Genomic DNA, 17,798 nt, shown 5'->3' with positions numbered 1-17,798 from the left:
ACCCCGTCGGTCCTCGGCCAGCTCGTCGCCCTCTACGAGCACAAGGTGTTCGTGCAGGGCGCGGTGTGGAACATCGACTCCTTCGACCAGTGGGGCGTGGAACTGGGCAAGGTCCTCGCCAAGCGCATCGAACCCGCCCTCACCGAGGGCGCGGACGTGCCGGGACTCGATCCCTCCACCCGCGCCCTCGTCGCCGCCTACCGTTCTCTCAGGAAGTGAAGTGACATGCAGCTCGGACTGATCGGTCTCGGCAAGATGGGCGGCAACATGCGCGAGCGCATCCGCCACGCCGGCCACACCGTCATCGGCTACGACCGCAACCCCGAGGTCTCCGACGTCAAGAGCCTCGCCGAACTCGTCGAGAAGCTCGACGCGCCGCGCGCCGTCTGGGTGATGGTGCCGGCCGGCACCGCCACCCAGTCCGTCATCGACGAGCTGAAGGACCTGCTCGCCGAGGGCGACACCGTGATCGACGGCGGCAACTCCCGCTGGACCGACGACGAGAAACACGCCGCCGAACTCGGCGTGCGGGGCATCGGCTTCCTCGACGCCGGCGTCTCCGGCGGCGTGTGGGGGCTGAAGAACGGCTACGCCCTGATGGTCGGCGGCGACAAGCAGCACGTCGAGCGGCTGCGGCCCGTCTTCGACGCCCTCAAGCCGGAGGGGCCCTACGGCTTCGTCCACGCGGGCAAGGTCGGCTCCGGGCACTTCTCCAAGATGGTCCACAACGGCATCGAGTACGCCATGATGCAGGCCTACGCCGAGGGCTGGGAGCTGCTGGAGAAGGCCCGTTCGGTGGAGAACGTGCGTGAGGTGTTCCGCTCCTGGCAGGAGGGCACCGTCATCCGCTCCTGGCTGCTGGACCTCGCGGTCAACGCCCTCGACGACGACGAGCACCTGGAGCGGCTGCGCGGGTACGCGGAGGACTCCGGTGAGGGCCGCTGGACGGTCGAGGCGGCCATCGACAACGCGGTGCCGCTCCCGGCGATCACCGCCTCCCTGTTCGCCCGGTTCGCCTCCCGGCAGGAGGACTCGCCGCAGATGAAGATGATCGCGGCGCTGCGCAACCAGTTCGGCGGCCACGCCGTCGAGTCCGCGAAGCAGGACTGAGCCGCCGTGGGGGACCTGCTGCTGGTCCGCCACGGTGAGACGGAGTGGAGCGCGTCGGGACAGCACACCAGCTGGACCGACCTGCCCCTCACCCAGCACGGCGAGGAGCAGGCCAAGGCCCTCGCTCCCCTGCTCACCGGCCGGACCCTCGCCCTCGCGCTGACCAGCCCGCTCGGCCGGGCCGTGCGTACCGCCGTCCTCGCGGGCGTCACCGGCGCCCGGCCCGACCCGGACCTGTGCGAGTGGGACTACGGCGGCTACGAGGGCGTCACCACGGTTGCGATCCACCGGACGCGCCCGCGGTGGTACCTGTGGACGGACGGCGTACCGCCCGGCCCGCAGGGCCACCCCGGCGAGTCGGCCGAGCAGGTGGGGGCGCGCGCCGACCGGGTGCTGGCCCGGGTGGACGCGGCATTGGCGGACGGCACCGGAGACGTGCTGCTCGTCGCCCACGCCCACTTCCTGCGGGTGCTGACCGCCCGCCGGCTCGGCCTCGCGCCCGCCGAGGGCCGCCTGTTCCAGCTGGCGACCGGCACGGTCAGCCGCCTGTCCACCGAGCACGGGCGGCCCGTGCTCGCCGAGTGGAACACGGTGCCGTAGCCGGCCCGCCGCGGTACGACGCCCCGGCCCGGGTCACCGTCGGTGACCCGGGCCGGGGCGTCCGACGTGCGGGGCCGGTCAGGAGGGCGGGGCCACGGCGGCGTCGAGCAGCGGGGCGAGTTCGCGGGCCACGGTCGTGAGGGGGCGTACGTCCCGCTCGGCGCGGGCCAGCAGGATCGCCCCCTCCAGGGCGCTGATCATCAGGACGGCGAGCGCGTCCGCCCGGGCGGCGGGCACGTCCATGCCGGTCAGGGCCTCGGCCAGCGGCGCCCGCCAGGTGGCGAAGGCGTCGGCCGCCGCCTGGCGGGTCGAGGCGCCCGCCGAGGCGCAGTCCACGGTGGCGGCCGCGACCGGGCAGCCGGCCGCGAACCCGGCCGTGCGGTACTCCTCGCTCCACTGCCCCACCATCGCCGCGAACAGCGCGCTCGGCGTCGGCTCCGGCAGCCGCGCCAGGAAGCGGGCGATGCGCTTGCCCGCGTACCGGCCCGCCCAGCTCACGGCCTCGTTGACCAGCTGTTCCTTGCCGCCCGGGAAGTAGTGCTGGAGCGAGCCGCGCGGGGCGCCGGCATGGGCGGCGACGTCCCGCATGCCGGTCGCGGTGACGCCCTCGCACCGGATGAGCTGTGCGGCGCTGAACACCATCCGCTCGCGCGGCCCCCGCGTGGGTTCCTCGGACCCCGCCATCCTCGACCTCCGTTCCTCACCGCCAGCCTATGACCGACGTCATAACAGCCGCTACTATGACCGCTGTCATAGTCGGTCGGGCGAGCGACGCGGGGCGGGCCGTTCCCGGGCGCCCGCGGGCCCGGCACGTCGAGCGGAAGGCGGCATCCGTGCACGTCGGTTTCATCGGTCTCGGAGTGATGGGGCAGCCGATGGCGCTGCGCCTGGCCGCCGCCGGCACTCCGCTGGTGGTCTGGAACCGCACCCCCGGCCGCGCCGAACCCCTGCGGGCGGCCGGCGCCGAGGTGGCGGCGGACGCCGGGGCGGTCTTCGCCCGGGCGGACGTGGTGCTGCTGATGCTCGCGGACGAGGCGGCGGTCGACGAGGTGCTCGGCCGGGGCACGCCGGCCTTCGCCCGGCGGGTCGCGGGCCGGATCGTCGTCCACATGGGCACCACCTCGCCCGGCCACTCCCTCGCCCTGGCGGCCGACGTGCGCGCCGCGGGCGGCGACTACGTCGAGGCCCCGGTCTCCGGCTCACGCGTCCCCGCCGAACAAGGGCAGTTGGTGGCGATGACGGCCGGGGACGAGAAGGCCGTGGACGTCGTACGGCCGCTGCTCGCGCCGCTGTGCCGGGAGATCTTCCACTGCGGCGCGGCACCCGGCGGCCTGCTGATGAAGCTGTCCGTGAACCTCTTCCTGATCACCCAGGTGACCGGGCTGACCGAGGCCTTCCACTTCGCCGAGCGCCAGGGCCTGGACCGGCGGCTGTTCCTGGACGTCCTGGACGCGGGCCCGATGGCCAGCGGCGTCTCGCGGATGAAGGCGCCCAAGCTGCGTGAGCGGGACTTCGGCGTGCAGGCGGCCGCCCTGGACGTGCTCAAGAACAACCGGCTGATCGCCGACGCCGCCCGGGCGGCGGGGCTCGCCTCACCGCTGCTCGACGCCTGCCACGCCCTGTTCGAGGAGACCGTGGCGCACGGGCACGGCGGCGAGGACATGGTGGCGGTGCTGCGCGCGATCGAGGCCCGCACGGACGCGGTGGCGCCGCCGGACAGGGGCCGGGCGGCCGGATAGCGGCACCCTCCGCTCCGCAAAGGCGGCTGGTGGGGGTTGCGTACGATGCAACGGTGACCGACCGGTTGGACCTGAACCTGCTGCGGGTGTTCGACGCGCTGCTCCAGACGGGCAGCGTCACCGCCGCCGCGGAGCGCCTGCACCTGTCCGTCCCGGCGACCAGCCGCGCGCTGGGCCGGCTGCGGCGGGCGATGGGCGACCCGATCCTGGTGCGGGCCGGGCGCGGGATGGCTCCGACGCCGTTCGCGCTGCGCACCGCCCCCCGGGTGCGCTCGCTGCTGGACGAGGCGTCGGCGCTGATCAGCGCCGACCGGGAGGTCACGGTCGCCGATCTCGCCCGGACCTTCACCGTCCGCATCAACGACGGCGTGGCCGCGACCCTGGCCACGGCGGCGGTCGAGGCGACGGCCGCCGCCGCCCCCGGCGTGACCCTGCGCTTCGTCGCCGAGGGCACCGAGAGCGTCGAGGCCCTGCGCGACGGCTCGGTCGACCTGGACATCGGCGTCGGCGACCTCACGGCCCCCGACATCCGCACCGCCCCGCTGTACCGGGAGCGGCTGGTCGGCATCGTCCGCGCCGGCAGCCCGCTCAGCCGGCACCAGCGCCCGACGCTGGCGCAGCTGTGCGAACCTCCCCATGTCTCGGCCTCCCGCCGGGGGCGCGCCCGCGGGCCGCTGGACGACGCGCTCGACGCCGCCGGACTGCGCCGCCGGGTCGCCGCCGTGGTGCCCACCTCCGCCGTCGCCGCGCTCCTGGTCGCGTCGACCGACTACGTCGGGCTCGTCCCCCAGCGCCTCGCCGAACAGCACGGCGCCACCCTGGGCCTGCACTGGTTCCCGGTCCCGGCGCCGCTGCCGGAACTCGACGTACGCCTGTTCTGGCACGCGCGGCTCGACGCCGACCCGGCACAGCGCTGGCTGCGCGCCACGGTGCGCGACGCCCTGCGCTGACCCGGCGGCGGGACGGGGTCCCCGCGGGTGGCCGTGAGCGACGATGGAGAGCGGACGGGACACGCGCGGGAGCCGGGGGGCGCCGCGCAGGACGCGACCGGAGGAGAGCGATGGCACAGCTGCGGCAGGAAGCCGATCCGGGCGAGGCCCGGCTGGACGTGAAGGCGCTGGACCGCCTCGACCGGCACCTCGCCGCCCACGTCGACGAAGGGCGCCTGCCCGGCTACCTGGTGGCCGTGGCGCGCGGCGGCCGCGTCGCCCACCTCACCACGTACGGGTACCGCGACGTCGCGGCCGGGCTGCCGGTGGAGGCGGACACGCTGTGGCGGATCTACTCCATGACGAAGCCGGTCACCGCGGTCGCCGTGCTGCTGCTGGCCGAGGAGGGCCGGCTGTCGCTCGACGACCCGCTGGAGCGCCACCTGCCCGCGTTCGCCGGTCCCCGCGTGTACGTGGACGGCACCGGCGCCGGCGTCCGCACCCGCCCGGCGGACGGCCCGGTCCGCATCCGCCAGCTGCTCACCCACACCGCGGGGCTGACCTTCGGGTTCTACCGGTCCCACCCCGTCGACGCCCTCTACCGCGAGGCGGGCCTGGAGTCGTCGGTGCCGCCGGGCATGGACCTCGCGGAGACCGTGGACGTGTACGCCGCCCAGCCCCTGCAGTTCGAGCCCGGCACGCAGTGGAACTACTCGGTCGCCTCCAACGTGCTCGGCCGGGTCGTCGAGGTGGTGTCCGGGCGGCCGCTGGACGCGTTCTTCGCCGAGCGGATCTTCGGCCCGCTCGGCATGACCGACGCCGGGTTCCACGTCCGGCCCGAACAGGCGGACCGGCTGCCGGAGTTGTACGGCGAGAGCGACGACGGCGGCATCGAGCCGGTCCCCGGGCTGCCGCTGCGGGGCCGCCCCCGCTTCCTGTCGGGCAGCGGCGGCCTGGTCGCCACCGCCCACGACTACCACCGGTTCATGGAGATGCTGCGCCGGGGCGGCGAACTGGACGGCGTCCGGCTGCTCTCCCCCGGCGCCGTCGCCCTGATGACCCGCAACCACCTGCCCGGCGGCGCCGACCTGCGGGCCTTCGGCGCCCCCGCGCACCGGGAACCCGGCAACGCGGGCCTCGGCTTCGGCTTCAACGTCTCCGTCGTCGTCGACCCCGCGCGCACCCTCGCCCCGGCCGCCCCGGGCACCTACGGCTGGACCGGGGTGGCCGGCACCGCCTTCTGGATCGACCCCGCCCGTGACGTCACCGTGCAGTTCATGACCCAGGTGCGCCCGAAGAAGCTGAAGATCTTCCCCGAGCTGCGGCGCCTGGCGCACGAGGCGGTCCTGGACTGACGGGTCCGCAGGCCCGGCCCGGTTCCGGCTGCCGGCTCCCGGCTCCCGGCTCCCGGGTCAGGAGCCGTGGGCGACGGCGTCCAGGTGGGGCAGGATGTGGTCCATCCGCTCCCGCTTGGTGCGCAGGTAGGTGATGTTGCTCTCGCACGGCTCGATCAGCAGCGGCACCTGCTCGGTGACCTGGACGCCGTGCCGCACCAACGCCTCCCGCTTGCGCGGGTTGTTGGACATCAGCCGCACCGAACGCACCCCGAGGTCGTGCAGGATCTCGGCGGCCACGCCGTAGTCGCGGGCGTCGACCGGCAGGCCGAGCGCCAGGTTCGCCTCCACCGTGTCCAGCCCCTCCGCCTGGAGCGCCATCGCCCGCAGCTTGGCCAGCAGGCCGATGCCCCGGCCCTCGTGGCCCCGCAGATAGACGACGATGCCGCTGCCCGCCGCGACCACCGCCCGCAGCGCGGACGCCAGTTGGTCGCCGCACTCGCAGTGCCGGGAGCCGAACGCGTCACCGGTCAGGCACTCCGAATGCAGTCGCGTCAGCACGTTCTCCGTACCGATGTCACCGTGGACGAGCGCCACTTGCTCGTCCCCGCGGTCGTGGTCGAGGTAGCCGATCGCCTGGAATTCCCCGTACACGGTGGGCAGCGGGGCATTCACTACGCGTTCCGCGCCAGAACGCCGCGGGGACTTCGTGCCGAGGACGCCGAGGTTTTCTGTCATGATCTGATTCCTAAGCAGAGACGAAAGGCCGTGAAAAAGATGAGTGGTTCGGGCTCGCCTACGGCGGCACAGAGTATGGTGCCGACGGACACCACGGAAGACGTACGCAGGCGGGCGGCGGACGGTGCGGCCCGGATCGCCGTCCTTCCCGTCGGGAGCTACGAACAGCACGGCCCCTTCCTCCCGCTGGCGACGGACACGCTCGTCGCCTGTGCCGTGGCCCGGGAGATCGCCGCCGCGCACCCGGTGCACCTCCTGCCGCCGGTGACGATCGGCTGCTCCCACGAGCACGCGGCCTGGCCGGGGACCGTCAGCATCTCCGCCGTGACCCTGCACGCGGTGGTGCGGGACATCGCCGACTCGCTGCGCCGCTCGGGCGTCGAGGCGCTCGTCGTGGTGAACGGGCACGGCGGCAACTACGTGCTCGGCAACGTCGTGCAGGAAGCCTCCGCGCGCGGCGAGAAGATGGCGCTGTTCCCGGCCGCCGAGGACTGGGAGACGGCACGGGAACGGGCCGGCGTCGTCACCTCGCTGCTCACCGACATGCACGCGGGGGAAATCGAGACCTCCATTCTGCTGCACGCTCATCCCGAATTCGTCCGCCCTGGTCACGAGTCCGCCGATTTCATCGCCGACGACCGTCGGCATCTCCTCACCGTGGGAATGTCCGCCTATACCGATTCGGGCGTCATCGGCCGTCCTTCCCTGGGGTCGGCGGAAAAGGGGAAGGAACTGCTGGCGAGCCTGGCGGAATCCTTCGGCGCGCACGCGGCGCTGCTCACCTCCGGCGACGGACCGGCACCGGTGCGGGAGTGACCGCGCGGGCCGCGCCGGCGGCGGGTGACGAGGACGACGGCGCCGGGCAGGCTCGCCACGAGGCTGAGCACGCCGTACACCACGGCGGTGGTGACCCCGCTGCCCGCGCCGAGCCCGGCCGCGCCGAACGCCCAGGCGGTGACGCCCTCCCGGGGCCCGAAGCCGCCGACGTTCAGCGGCAGGCCCATGGCGACCAGCGCGAGCACCGCGAGCGGCAGCAGCACGGGCACCCGGGCGGCGCAGCCGGCGACCCGGGCCGCCACCACGAAGGTGGCCAGGTGCCCGGCCAGGACGACGGCCGAGGACAGCGTCACACCCGGCCAGGCGGCGCGGGACAGCAGGGCCGCGCGGGCCTCGCGCAGGGTCGTGCTCAGGGCGCCGCCGCGCCGGGACGGCGCCCGGTTCATCCGGACCGCCGCGGCCACCGCGCAGGCGCCCGCGGCGGCCAGCGCGGCCGGCGCCGCGAAACCGCGGACGTCGGCCAGCACCGGTGAGGGCAGCGTGAGCAGTACGGCCGCGCCGGTCACGCCCAGCGTGACTTGTCCGGCGACGCGTTCGAGGACCACCGCGCGCACTCCGCGCCCGAGGTCACCGGTGCTCCGGCCGTGCCTGACCGCGCGGTGCACGTCGCCCAGGACGCCGCCAGGCAGCGCCGCGTTCAGGAACAGGGCGCGGTAGTAGTCCGCGACGGCCGCGGCGAGGGGCAGCCTGGCACCGAGGCCCCGGGCCACCAGCTGCCAGCGCCAGGCGCTGCACACGGTGGTGACGGCGCCGATGCCGACGGCCGCGAGCAGCGTCACCGCGTCGATCCTGCGCAGCCCGTCCAGCAGGACTCCGGTGCCCAGCCGCCACAGCAGCACGGCCAGGATGACGGTTCCGGCGACGGTGCCCGCGTGGGTGCGCAGCGCCGGGGAGTCGAGGCGGGCGAAGCGTGACGGGGCCGGTGGTGCCGGTGCCGGAGCCGCCGCTACGGCCGCGGGGGCCGGCGCGGTGGGGGCCGGGCGGACCGCCGTACGGGGGCTCATGACGTCTCGCCCGTCGGGGCGGGCAGGGCCAGCAGGTCGGTGTGGTGGACCACGACCCGCAGCGCGCCGGCCGCGCAGGCGGCCAGCCGGTCCCGGAGGTAGCGGTCGGCGCGGTCCCGCAGGGCGGGGCGCTGCTCGACCGCTGCGGCCACCCAGCCCCGCAGCCACTGGGCCGTCAGCGCGGACTCCCCGGGACCGAGGCGCCACGGGCTGGCGTGCACCCGTACCGTCGCCCCGCGCGCGGTGAACGCCTCGCGGGCCGCGGTGACGGCGTCCGGCCCGAGCAGTCCGGCGCGCCGCTGGTGCTCGTTGAACGCCTCGGCCAGTTCGGCGTCCAGCGGGTCGGCCGGGGTCAGCTCGACGCGTCCGGCCACCGACAGGGTCAGCAGGGCCGGGCAGCCCGCCCCGGTGCAGGCGTCCGCGAGGGTCTCGATCTCCGGGCGGGTGAGGACGTCGAGCAGGGCGGACGCCGTCACCAGCGACGCGCCGGCCAGCGCCGGCGGAGTGAGCCGGGCGACGTCGCCGCGCCGGGTCTCGACGGTGACGCGGCTGCCGTCGGCGGCGGCCCGCGGGGAGGCGGCGGCGGCGAAGTGCAGGAGGTAGGGGTCGCGGTCGTGCAGGACCCAGTGCTGGGCGCCGTCGAGGCGGGGGGCGAGCCAGCGGCCCATCGAGCCGGTGCCGCAGCCCAGGTCATGGACGACCAGGCCGTCCGTGCCGCGTGGCAGCCCGGCCTGCCGGGTCCGCAGCGGTTCGAGCAGCTCGGGTGCGCGGGCGGCCGCGTCGGCGCCCTCCCGCAGCTGGAGCCACTCGGGCGCGTACCGGGGCGGCTCGTCCGGCCCGCCGTCCCGCAGCCGTACGGTGGCCCGCTCCCCCGGCCGCCCCACGGGTCCGGCGCCGGCGATCGCGCCGGCGGGTTCGCCGGTCGTGTTCCTCATGCCGCCCTCCGCGGGGTGCCGGGGAGCCGCTGGAGGACTCCGGCCAGGCTGCGGGCGGTTGTCGCCCAGCCGTCGAGTGCCGCGCGGCGGCCGCGGGCCGCGGCCTTGAGGCGGCGGCGTACGTCGGGCTCGCCGAACCAGCCGCGCAGCTCGGCGGCGAGGGCGGCGGGGTCCTCCGGCGGGACGAGGATGCCGGGCACACCGCCGTCGGGTGCCCGGCCGACCGCCTCGGGCAGCCCGCCGACGTCGGTGGCCAGCACCGGGATGCCGCGGGCGAGGGCCTCGGTGACCGCCATGCCGTAGGTCTCGGCGTAGGAGGTGAGGACCATCAGGTCGGCGGCCGCGTAGCGGGCGTCGAGGGCGGCGCCGGAGCGCGGGCCCGTCAGGTGCAGGCGGTCGCCGAGGCCGTGTTCGTCGATCAGGGCGCGCAGCCGGGTCACGTACGCGGGGTCCTGGTTCAGGCCGCCCACGCACTCACAGGTCCACGGCAGGTCCCGGACCGCCGCCAGCGCCTCGACCAGGCGGTGCTGGCCCTTGCGCGGGGTGACCGCGGCGACGCACAGCAGGCGGGAGACGCCGTCGGTGCCGGGTGCCAGGGGGGCGATGTCGGCGCCGGGGGCGGCGACGTGGACGCGGTCGGGGGCGAGTCCGTGGTGGGAGACGAGGCGGCGGACCGCCCAGTCGCTGGTCGCGACGACCGCGGGGACCGCGCGCAGCACGGCGCGTTCCCGGGCGTCGAGGTCCGCGGCGACGGCCGGGGCGAGGCCCGTCTCGTCACCGAGGGGCAGGTGCACCAGGACGGCCGGCCGCAGCCGTTCGGCCTCGGGCCCGACGATCTCGGGCACGCCGCAGGCGACCAGCCCGTCGAGCAGGACGACCGCGCCGTCCGGCAGCTCCCGCAGGACGCGGGCGAGTTCGCGGCGGGCGGCCGGGCCGGGGCGCGGCCAGTCGCCCGCCACGGTGTGCCGGGTGACCTGCCAGCCGAAGCCGGGCAGGTCGAGGCAGAGCCGGCGGTCGTAGGCGTTGCCGCCGCTGGGCACGGCCGGGTCGTCGACGCCGGCCGGCATGACGAAGTGCACGGTGCGCAGGGACATGGGGACGATCCCGACGGTGTCCAGGCCCGCGCGCTGCGCGGGCACGTAGGCCAGGGGCGGGGCGCCGTCCAGGGGCGCCCGGTCGACGGTGCGGCCGGTCACAGCGCACGCTCGTAACTGGCCCAGGCGATGTGCGACTCATGCAGGGTGACGGTGAGCCCCGCCAGGCCCTTGGCGCCCTCGCCCAGGGCGCCCTTGTGGACGCGCTCGGCGAGCCGGTCGGCGACGACCTTCGCGAGGAACTCCGTCGAGGTGTTGACGCCGGCGAACTCCGGCTCGTTGTCGAGGTTGCGGTAGTTCAGCTCGCTGACGACCGCGCCGAGTTCGCGCGTGGCCAGTCCGATGTCGACGACGATGTTGTCGTCGTCCAGCTGCTCGCGGCGGAAGGTGGCGTCCACCAGGAAGGTGGCCCCGTGCAGTCGCTGCGCGGGGCCGAACACCTCGCCGTGGAAGCTGTGGGCGATCATGATGTGATCGCGGACGGTGATGCTGAACAACGGACGACCCTCCAGGTGCGGCGCGTCTGGTGCCCCCCGGCGTTCCCGGCCGGGGGATGACGTGTAGTACGGCTCCTCACTCCCCCGCGTTCAGCCTCCTCATACTCTTTTCTCAGGTCAGGCCGGTGCCGCCGTAGGTGATGCGGTGGCACAGGGCGGGGATGCGCCCCGACGCGAGCCCGGGCATCACCTCGGGCAGGTCCTCGAAGGCGCTCTGCCCGGTGACGAGGGCGTCGAGCGCCGGGTCGGCGAGCAGGTCGAGGGCGAGGGCCAGCCGGTCGCCGTAGCCGCGGCGGGCGCGCCGGGCCGGGGAGACGGCACCGACCTGGCTGCTGCGCACGGTGAGGCGGCGCGAGTGGAAGGCCTCGCCGAGCGGGAGGGTGACGCGCCGGTCGCCGTACCAGCTGAGTTCGAGGACGGTGCCCTCGGGCGCGAGGAGTTCCAGCGCGCGGGACAGGCCCTGTTCGGTGGCGCTGGCGTGGACGACCAGGTCGCAGTCGCCGAGCGCGTCCGCGGGCGCGGCGAAGTCGACGCCGAGGGCCTCGGCGGTCGCGGCGCGGGCCGGGTCGACGTCGACCAGTTGCAGCCGTACGCCCGGGAAGCGGGCCAGCAGGGCGGCCACCGAGCAGCCGACCATGCCGCCGCCGAGCACCGCGATACGGTCCCCGACCAGGGGCGCCGCGTCCCACAGGGCGTTGACGGCCGTCTCCACGGTGCCGGCCAGCACGGCCCGGGCGGCGGGCACGTGGTCGGGGACCACGGTCACCGCGCTCGCCGGGACGACGTAGTGCGTCTGGTGGGGGTAGAGGCAGAACACCGTGCGGCCGGCCAGCGCGTCCGGTCCCTCCTCGACGACACCGACGCTGAGGTAGCCGTACTTCACCGGGCCGGGGAAGTCGCCCTCCTGGAACGGCGCGCGCATCGCGTGGTGCTGGCTCTCGGGGACGCCGCCGCGGAAGACGAGCGTCTCCGTGCCCCGGCTCACCGCGGAGTACAGCGCGCGCACCAGCACCTCGCCCTCGGCGGGGCGTGCCAGCGGCACGTCGCGGATCTCGCCGTTGCCCGGTGAGTGGAGCCAGAACGCGCGGGCCGAACGGTTCATCGGCGTCCTCCTGAACGATCGGGGAGTTGTTCACGTACCGAGAAGTGCACAGGCCGCGCACAGTACGCGGCGGTGATCGACTCTGTCACTCGGCCGGAGGATGCACGGTGGCCCTGAACAACTCGTACGACGCGAGGCCGGTCCTGCAGGAGACCGCTGTGGGAGCGGGCGTGCAGATCCTGCTGCTGGCCGCGCTGGGCTCACTGATCGGCATGGGTCCGGCGGGCTGGCTGACCGGGCTGGCGTTCGCGTTCGCCACCTGGGCGGTGCTCTCCCGGGCGCTGCACCGCGCCCGGCCGCGCTCCTTCGGCCCCGCCAACCGGGTCACCCTCGGCCGGGCCACCCTGGTCGGCGGGGTGACGGCACTGGTCGCGGACTCCTTCGCGAGCGCGCCGCCGGTGACGGTGCTGGTGGGCCTCACGGCCGTGGCCCTGATCCTGGACGGCGTCGACGGCAAGGTGGCCCGCCGCACCGGCACCTCCACCGCCCTGGGCGCCCGCTTCGACATGGAGGTCGACGCGTTCCTGATCCTGGTCCTCAGCGTGTACGTGGCCACGCAACTGGGCCCCTGGGTCGTGCTGATCGGCGCCATGCGCTACGCGTTCGTCGCGGCGGCCCGGGTCCTGCCCTGGCTGAACGCCCCGCTGCCCCCGTCCTTCGCCCGCAAGACGGTGGCCGCGCTGCAGGGCGTCTGCCTGCTGCTGGCGGGTGCCCGGCTGCTGCCGCCCGCGGCCGACCTCGCGGTGGTCCTGCTGGCGCTGGGCTCCCTGCTGTGGTCCTTCGGCCGGGACGTGCTCTGGCTGTGGCAGCGCTCCCACCTTGCCGCCGAGGAGGTGCTCGCCGAGCCGAGGACGCTGGAACTGGCGGCGGGCTGAGCCGGGCACGGGGAACGCGGGAGGGCCCGGACCGAGATGCGGTCCGGGCCCTTCGGGCGTGGGCCCCAGCACGGGCCGGCGGCCTCGGCCGGGGGCTCATTGCCGGTGGCCTTCGCTGGTGGCCTTCGTTGGTGGCCGGCGGACGCGGGGTTCCTCGCCGCGTCCGCCGGTCGTCCGGGCCGGGCTCAGGCGGCCCGGCGTGACTGGGCGCGGTGGACGCGGACGATGTCCGCGTACCGGTGTCCGCTGCCCTTGATCGTGCGCACCTGGGTCTCGTAGTCGACGTGGACGAGGCCGAAGCGCTTGGCGTAGCCGTACGCCCACTCGAAGTTGTCCAGCAGCGACCAGGCGAAGTACCCGGCCAGGGGGGCGCCCTTGCGGGCGGCCGAGGCGCAGGCGGCGAGGTGGCCGACCAGGTAGTCCTGGCGCTCGGGGTCGTCCACGGTGCCGTCGGGGCGGACCACGTCGGGGAAGGCGGAGCCGTTCTCGGTGACGTAGATCTTGCGGGCCTGGTACTCGTCGGTGAGGCGCAGCAGCAGCGTCTCGATGCCGCTCGCGTCGATCTCCCAGTCCATGCCGGTGCGCGGCACGCCGGGCCGGCGTACGGCGCGGGCGTAGGGCGCGGGGCCCTCGGGGTCGGCGGTGACGTACGCGGGGAAGTAGTAGTTCAGGCCCAGCCAGTCCAGCGGCGCCGCGATGGTCGCCAGGTCGCCCTCCCGCTCGGGGAGGTCGACGCCGTACACCTCGCGCATGTCGGCCGGGAAGCCGCGGCCGTGCACCGGGTCGAGCCACCAGCGGTTGACGTGCCCGTCCTGGCGGCGGGCGGCCGCCAGGTCCTCGGGGGCGTCGGTGGCGGCGTGCACCGTGGAGAGGTTGTTGACGATGCCGATCCGGGCGTCGGGCGCGGCGGCGCGGATGGCCTGGGTGGCCAGGCCGTGGCCGAGGAGCAGGTGGTAGGAGGCGCGTACGGCGGCGGTGAGGTCCGTCAGGCCCGGCGCCATGGTGCCCTCGAGGTGGCCGATCCAGGCGGAGCAGGACGGCTCGTTGAGGGTGGCCCAGTGGCTGACGCGGTCGCCGAGGCGTTCGGCGACGGCCGAGGCGTACGCGGCGAAGTGCTCGGCGGTCTCCCGCTCGGGCCAGCCGCCGCGGTCCTGGAGCGCCTGCGGCAGGTCCCAGTGGTAGAGGGTGACGGACGGGGTGATGTCCGCCTCCAGCAGCGCGTCCACCAGCCGGTCGTAGAAGGCCAGGCCCTTGGCGTTGACGGGGCCGTCGCCGCCGGGCACCACGCGGGGCCAGGCGACGGACATGCGGTAGGCGTTGACGCCGAGCCGCCGCATCAGGCCGATGTCCTCGGGCCAGCGGTGGTAGTGGTCGCAGGCGGTGTCGCCGTTGTCGTCGTTGTCGATCTTCCCGGGGGTGTGCGAGAAGGTGTCCCAGATCGACGGCGACCGGCCGTCCTCGGCGACGGCTCCCTCGATCTGGTAGGCCGCTGTGGCCGTGCCCCACAGGAAGTCCTGCGGGAGGGCAGCGAGGTCGATGCGTTCGGACACTGGAGTCCCTTCGGGGATGAGCGGGCCGGTCACTTGACGGCGCCCGCCGTCAGACCGGCGACGAGATAGCGCTGGAGCAGCAGGAAGCCGGCGACCACGGGCACGCTGACGACCAGCGAGGCGGCCATGATCTGGTTCCAGTAGACGTCGTTGAGCGTCGAGTAGCCCTGGAGGCCGACGGCGAGGGTGCGGGTGGCGTCGTTGGTCATGACGGACGCGAAGAGCACTTCTCCCCAGGCCGTCATGAAGGCGTACACGGCGACCGCGATGATGCCGGGGATCGCCGCCGGGACGATGATCCGGAACAGCGCGCCGAGCGGGCCGCAGCCGTCCACCAGGGCGGCCTCGTCCAGATCCCGAGGCACCGAGTCGAAGTACCCGATGAGCATCCAGATCGAGAACGGCAGCGAGAAGGTCAGATACGTCAGGATCAGCCCGCCCCGGGAGCCGAACAGGGCGATCCCGGTGGCGTTGCCGATGTTGACGTACAGCAGGAACAGCGGCAGCAGGAAGAGGATGCCGGGGAACATCTGGGTGGACAGCACCGTCACCGTGAACACGCGCTTGCCGCGGAACTCGTAGCGGCTGACCGCGTAGGCGGCGAACACCGCGATGACCACCGAGCAGAACGTCGCCGCGCCCGCCACGATCAGCGAGTTGACGAAGTACTTCGCCAGCGGCACGGTCGACCAGATGTCGATGTACGGCCGGACGGTCAGCCCGCTGGGCAGCCAGCGGAACTTGCCCGTGACGTCCGCCAGCGGCTTCAGGGAGCTGGAGATCATCACGTACACCGGCAGCAGCACGAACGCGGTGAGCAGGGTGAGGAAGATCCGCCGGGACCACACGAAGGACCGCGGCGGGGCCAGCGGGGAGGAGTTGCTAGACATCGGTGGTCCTCCGTCCGCGCGAGGTGAGCAGCAGGTAGCCGCCGGTCACGACGAGCAGGAACAGCAGCAGCAGGACGGACATGGCCGAGCCGGTGCCGAAGTTCCAGGTCACGAAGGAGGCCTGGTAGATGTGGACCGAGATGAGGTCGGCGGCCTCCGGCGCGGACTTGCCGAACAGCACGTACGGCGTGTTGAAGTCGTTGAACGTCCACAGGAACAGCACCAGGATCAGCACCTGGTTGACCGGGCGCAGCGACGGCAGGGTGATGCGGCGGATCTGCTGCCACTGGCCGGCGCCGTCCAGCGCGGCGGCCTCGTACAGCTCCTTGGGGATGTTCTGCAGGCCGGCCATCACGATCAGGAAGGCGAACGGCCAGCCCTTCCACACCGACACGGTGAGCAGGGCGTAGAAGCTGTTGTCGCCGATGAGCCAGAACGACGGCTTGTCGGTGAGGTGCAGCTGGTCGTGCAGGACGTGGTTCACCAGGCCGTTGTCGTGCTGGAACATGAACACCCAGGTGATGACGGCCGCGTAGACGGGCAGCGCGTACGGCACCAGGAACAGGGCGCGCAGCAGGCCGCGGCCGCGGAAGGTGTCCTGCATGCAGATGGCGGCGGCCGTGCCGATGAACCAGCACAGGCCGACCGACAGCAGGGTGAAACCGACGGTGACGAGGAACGAGTGCAGCAGCGCCTCGCCGACGGGGGCGTCGAAGTCGACCGCCATCTTGTAGTTGCCGAGGCCGGACCAGGGCGCGGTGCCCCAGTCGCGGATGTAGAACTGGGTCAGCTCCTTGAAGCTCATCACCATGCCGATGACCATCGGCACCAGGTGCACGAGGAGTTCGAGCACCAGGGCCGGCAGCAGCAGCAGGTAGGGCAGTGTGATGCGGCGGACCCGCCCGGTGCGGCGGCGGGGTTCGCGCGCCGCACCGGGTGAGGTGTCCCGCACCGGTTCCTTGAGGGCGGTGGTCGTCATGCTGCTCACGCCGCCGGCATCTGCTGCTGGGCCTTCTCCAGCTTGGCCTTGACGGAGTCGGTGGTGATCGCCCGTCCGGCGGCGGCGTCGGCGAACAGGTCCTTCACGGCCGTACCGACCGCCGTCTCGAACTGGGACTCGGAGGACACCTGCGGCAGCGCGGCGGCGCTGGTGGCGAGGGTGTTCTTGAGCACGCCCACGGACGGGGAGTTGAACGCCGCGTCGGCCTGCGCGGTCTTGACCGGCGGGATGGACGTGTAGGCGGTGTTGAGGATCTTCTGCTCGGCGTCGCTCGTCATGAACTTCACGAACTTGGTGGCGCCGGACAGGTTGTGGCTGTTCTTGAAGACGGCGATGTTGATGCCCGCGACCATCGAGTTGGTCTGGGTGCCGGTGCCGGGCTTGCCGGACTGCACGGGGACGGGGGCGACGGCGTAGTCGTCCTCGCTCATGCCCTGGGACTTGAGGTTGGCGACGGCCGACTGCCACAGCAGCATGGCCTGCTTGCCCTTGGCGAAGTCGCTGACGGACTGGTTCTGCGCGTACTCGGCGTCGTTGGTCGGGATGACCTTGTCCTTGGCCATCAGGTCGACGTACTGCTTGACCGCCTCGACCACCTTGGGGTTGGTGAAGTCGGGCTTGCCGTCGGCGGTGAAGAAGTCCGCGCCGTGCTGCTTGGCGAACACGAAGACCTGGTGGATGTTCTCCGACAGGTTGGAGCCCTCGGCGCCGAGCACGATCTTGCCCTTGGCCTTGATCTTCTTGCCGTCGGCGAGCAGCTCGTCCCAGGTGGCGGGCGGCTTGCTGATGCCGGCGTCCGCGAAGATCTTCTTGTTGTAGTAGAGCGCGTACGACATCGAGTACAGCGGCACCGCGGCCGGGTCCTTGCCCTGCACGCCGGTCGAGCCCAGCGCGGAGTCCACGAACCGGTCCCGGCCGCCGATCTTGTCGAAGTTCGCGGCGTCCCACGGCAGCAGCGCGCCGGTCGCCTGGAGGGAGGCGCTCCAGGTGTTGCCTATGTTGAGGATGTCGGGGCCCTGCCCGGAGGTGGTCGCGGTCAGGATGCGGTTGAGCAGGTCCGACCAGGGCACGACCTCCAGCTTCACCTTGATGCCCGTCTGCTTCTCGAACTTGTCGAGTTCGGGCTGGAGGACCTTCTTGTCGACCGAGATACTGGCGCCCTGGTTGGAGGCCCAGTACGTCAGCGTCTTGGGCGAGTCGTTGGACCCCTCGCCGTTGGACGAACCGCCTCCGCAGGCCGTGGCCGCGAGGGCGAGAGACATGGTGACGGCGCCTACGGCCGCGGCTCGGATGCTGCGCATGGCTCCTGGGTCCCTTTCCGGGAGTCGAGGCCCGAGGGCCGCGTTCAGGGGGCCGCGATGCGTCCGGCCCCCATTGGCCCTCATGGCTTAATTTACGACGTGAGTTAAACCCCCCGCAGAGAACTCGTCAAGAGATCCGGCACGGTCCGCGAATCCGGCGGGACACGAAAACCCGGAGGCCAGACGCGTTCCGACGCCGCCGCACCCGGTGTGACCTGCACGGGGAGACCGGGAGAGGGGTTGTACAACGGTTGGGTGTCGAC

Annotated in this window: 17 protein-coding genes and 2 pseudogenes; 8 read left to right on the top strand and 11 right to left on the bottom strand. The window is 73.5% G+C overall.

Annotated elements, in window-relative coordinates; translation table 11 throughout:
- From ACZ6CZ_RS11040 to ACZ6CZ_RS11030, 3 genes and pseudogenes are all read left to right on the top strand, one after another.
- Positions 1-219 (top strand): annotated as a pseudogene (locus ACZ6CZ_RS11040) (glucose-6-phosphate isomerase); the annotation flags it as partial.
- A 6-nt stretch (positions 220-225) separates the two neighbouring features.
- Positions 226-1,110, top strand: coding sequence for a phosphogluconate dehydrogenase (NAD(+)-dependent, decarboxylating) (gene gnd, locus ACZ6CZ_RS11035; RefSeq protein WP_469017862.1), 885 nt, complete (start codon positions 226-228; stop codon positions 1,108-1,110).
- Positions 1,111-1,116: 6 nt separating this feature from the next.
- Complete coding sequence (locus ACZ6CZ_RS11030) at positions 1,117-1,710, top strand: histidine phosphatase family protein (RefSeq protein WP_469017860.1); 594 nt, start codon at positions 1,117-1,119, stop codon at positions 1,708-1,710.
- A gap of 78 nt (positions 1,711-1,788) precedes the next feature.
- On the opposite strand, the gene ACZ6CZ_RS11025 is transcribed toward ACZ6CZ_RS11030, so the two are convergent.
- Positions 1,789-2,394, bottom strand: a complete 606-nt coding sequence (locus ACZ6CZ_RS11025; protein WP_469017857.1) for an LmrA/YxaF family transcription factor — start codon at positions 2,392-2,394, stop codon at positions 1,789-1,791.
- Between the two features lie 56 nt (positions 2,395-2,450).
- On the opposite strand from ACZ6CZ_RS11025, the gene ACZ6CZ_RS11020 reads away from it, so the two are divergent.
- The 3 genes from ACZ6CZ_RS11020 (at position 2,451) to ACZ6CZ_RS11010 (ending at position 5,733) form a co-directional block, all read left to right on the top strand.
- Positions 2,451-3,449 (top strand): NAD(P)-dependent oxidoreductase, encoded by a 999-nt coding sequence (locus ACZ6CZ_RS11020; RefSeq protein WP_469017854.1) that lies wholly within the window; start codon positions 2,451-2,453, stop codon positions 3,447-3,449.
- A 53-nt stretch (positions 3,450-3,502) separates the two neighbouring features.
- Positions 3,503-4,399 carry a LysR family transcriptional regulator gene (locus ACZ6CZ_RS11015; protein WP_469017852.1) on the top strand — a complete coding sequence of 299 codons (897 nt, stop codon included), beginning with the start codon at positions 3,503-3,505 and terminating at the stop codon, positions 4,397-4,399.
- Between the two features lie 110 nt (positions 4,400-4,509).
- Entirely contained in the window at positions 4,510-5,733 is a 1,224-nt protein-coding gene (locus ACZ6CZ_RS11010) for a serine hydrolase domain-containing protein (protein WP_469017849.1), read from the top strand.
- A 57-nt stretch (positions 5,734-5,790) separates the two neighbouring features.
- On the opposite strand, the gene ribA is transcribed toward ACZ6CZ_RS11010, so the two are convergent.
- Positions 5,791-6,450 carry a GTP cyclohydrolase II gene (gene ribA / locus ACZ6CZ_RS11005; RefSeq protein WP_469017847.1) on the bottom strand — a complete coding sequence of 220 codons (660 nt, stop codon included), beginning with the start codon at positions 6,448-6,450 and terminating at the stop codon, positions 5,791-5,793.
- A 39-nt stretch (positions 6,451-6,489) separates the two neighbouring features.
- Between ribA and ACZ6CZ_RS11000 the strand changes: the two genes are divergently transcribed.
- Positions 6,490-7,266 carry a creatininase family protein gene (locus tag ACZ6CZ_RS11000; protein ID WP_469017926.1) on the top strand — a complete coding sequence of 259 codons (777 nt, stop codon included), beginning with the start codon at positions 6,490-6,492 and terminating at the stop codon, positions 7,264-7,266.
- A gap of 104 nt (positions 7,267-7,370) precedes the next feature.
- Here the strand turns inward: ACZ6CZ_RS11000 and ACZ6CZ_RS10995 are convergent.
- From ACZ6CZ_RS10995 to ACZ6CZ_RS10975, 5 genes and pseudogenes are all read right to left on the bottom strand, one after another.
- Positions 7,371-8,291, bottom strand: a pseudogene (locus tag ACZ6CZ_RS10995) (lysylphosphatidylglycerol synthase transmembrane domain-containing protein); the annotation flags it as partial.
- Complete coding sequence (locus ACZ6CZ_RS10990) at positions 8,288-9,226, bottom strand: class I SAM-dependent methyltransferase (protein ID WP_469017844.1); 939 nt, start codon at positions 9,224-9,226, stop codon at positions 8,288-8,290. The pseudogene ACZ6CZ_RS10995 and the gene ACZ6CZ_RS10990, both read right to left, overlap by 4 nt.
- The gene (locus tag ACZ6CZ_RS10985; RefSeq protein ID WP_469017842.1) at positions 9,223-10,422 is read right to left on the bottom strand and encodes a glycosyltransferase family 4 protein; all 1,200 of its coding nucleotides are present in this window, start codon (positions 10,420-10,422) and stop codon (positions 9,223-9,225) included. The genes ACZ6CZ_RS10990 and ACZ6CZ_RS10985 overlap by 4 nt, the downstream gene beginning before the upstream one ends.
- Positions 10,419-10,817 (bottom strand): 6-pyruvoyl trahydropterin synthase family protein, encoded by a 399-nt coding sequence (locus ACZ6CZ_RS10980; protein WP_469017840.1) that lies wholly within the window; start codon positions 10,815-10,817, stop codon positions 10,419-10,421. Before ACZ6CZ_RS10980 ends, ACZ6CZ_RS10985 begins: the two co-directional genes overlap by 4 nt.
- Positions 10,818-10,929: 112 nt before the next feature.
- A complete protein-coding gene (locus ACZ6CZ_RS10975; protein WP_469017837.1) occupies positions 10,930-11,919 on the bottom strand; it encodes a zinc-dependent alcohol dehydrogenase in 990 nt (329 codons plus the stop codon).
- Between the two features lie 107 nt (positions 11,920-12,026).
- On the opposite strand from ACZ6CZ_RS10975, the gene ACZ6CZ_RS10970 reads away from it, so the two are divergent.
- Positions 12,027-12,794 carry a CDP-alcohol phosphatidyltransferase family protein gene (locus tag ACZ6CZ_RS10970; RefSeq protein WP_469017835.1) on the top strand — a complete coding sequence of 256 codons (768 nt, stop codon included), beginning with the start codon at positions 12,027-12,029 and terminating at the stop codon, positions 12,792-12,794.
- A gap of 185 nt (positions 12,795-12,979) precedes the next feature.
- Here ACZ6CZ_RS10970 and ACZ6CZ_RS10965 read toward each other — a convergent pair whose 3' ends face one another.
- The 4 genes from ACZ6CZ_RS10965 to ACZ6CZ_RS10950 are packed head-to-tail and all read right to left on the bottom strand — an operon-like array spanning position 12,980 to position 17,535.
- Complete coding sequence (locus ACZ6CZ_RS10965) at positions 12,980-14,344, bottom strand: GH1 family beta-glucosidase (protein ID WP_469017832.1); 1,365 nt, start codon at positions 14,342-14,344, stop codon at positions 12,980-12,982.
- A 29-nt stretch (positions 14,345-14,373) separates the two neighbouring features.
- Positions 14,374-15,234 carry a carbohydrate ABC transporter permease gene (locus ACZ6CZ_RS10960; protein ID WP_469017830.1) on the bottom strand — a complete coding sequence of 287 codons (861 nt, stop codon included), beginning with the start codon at positions 15,232-15,234 and terminating at the stop codon, positions 14,374-14,376.
- Complete coding sequence (locus ACZ6CZ_RS10955; RefSeq protein WP_469017923.1) at positions 15,227-16,213, bottom strand: carbohydrate ABC transporter permease; 987 nt, start codon at positions 16,211-16,213, stop codon at positions 15,227-15,229. Before ACZ6CZ_RS10955 ends, ACZ6CZ_RS10960 begins: the two co-directional genes overlap by 8 nt.
- A gap of 5 nt (positions 16,214-16,218) precedes the next feature.
- On the bottom strand, positions 16,219-17,535 hold the full coding sequence (locus ACZ6CZ_RS10950; protein WP_469017827.1) for an ABC transporter substrate-binding protein: 1,317 nt from the start codon (positions 17,533-17,535) through the stop codon (positions 16,219-16,221).
- Positions 17,536-17,798: the final 263 nt, after the last annotated feature.

This window comes from Streptomyces sp. NPDC041135 (assembly GCF_055592085.1).
This window is presented reverse-complemented; position numbering and strand designations above follow the sequence as displayed.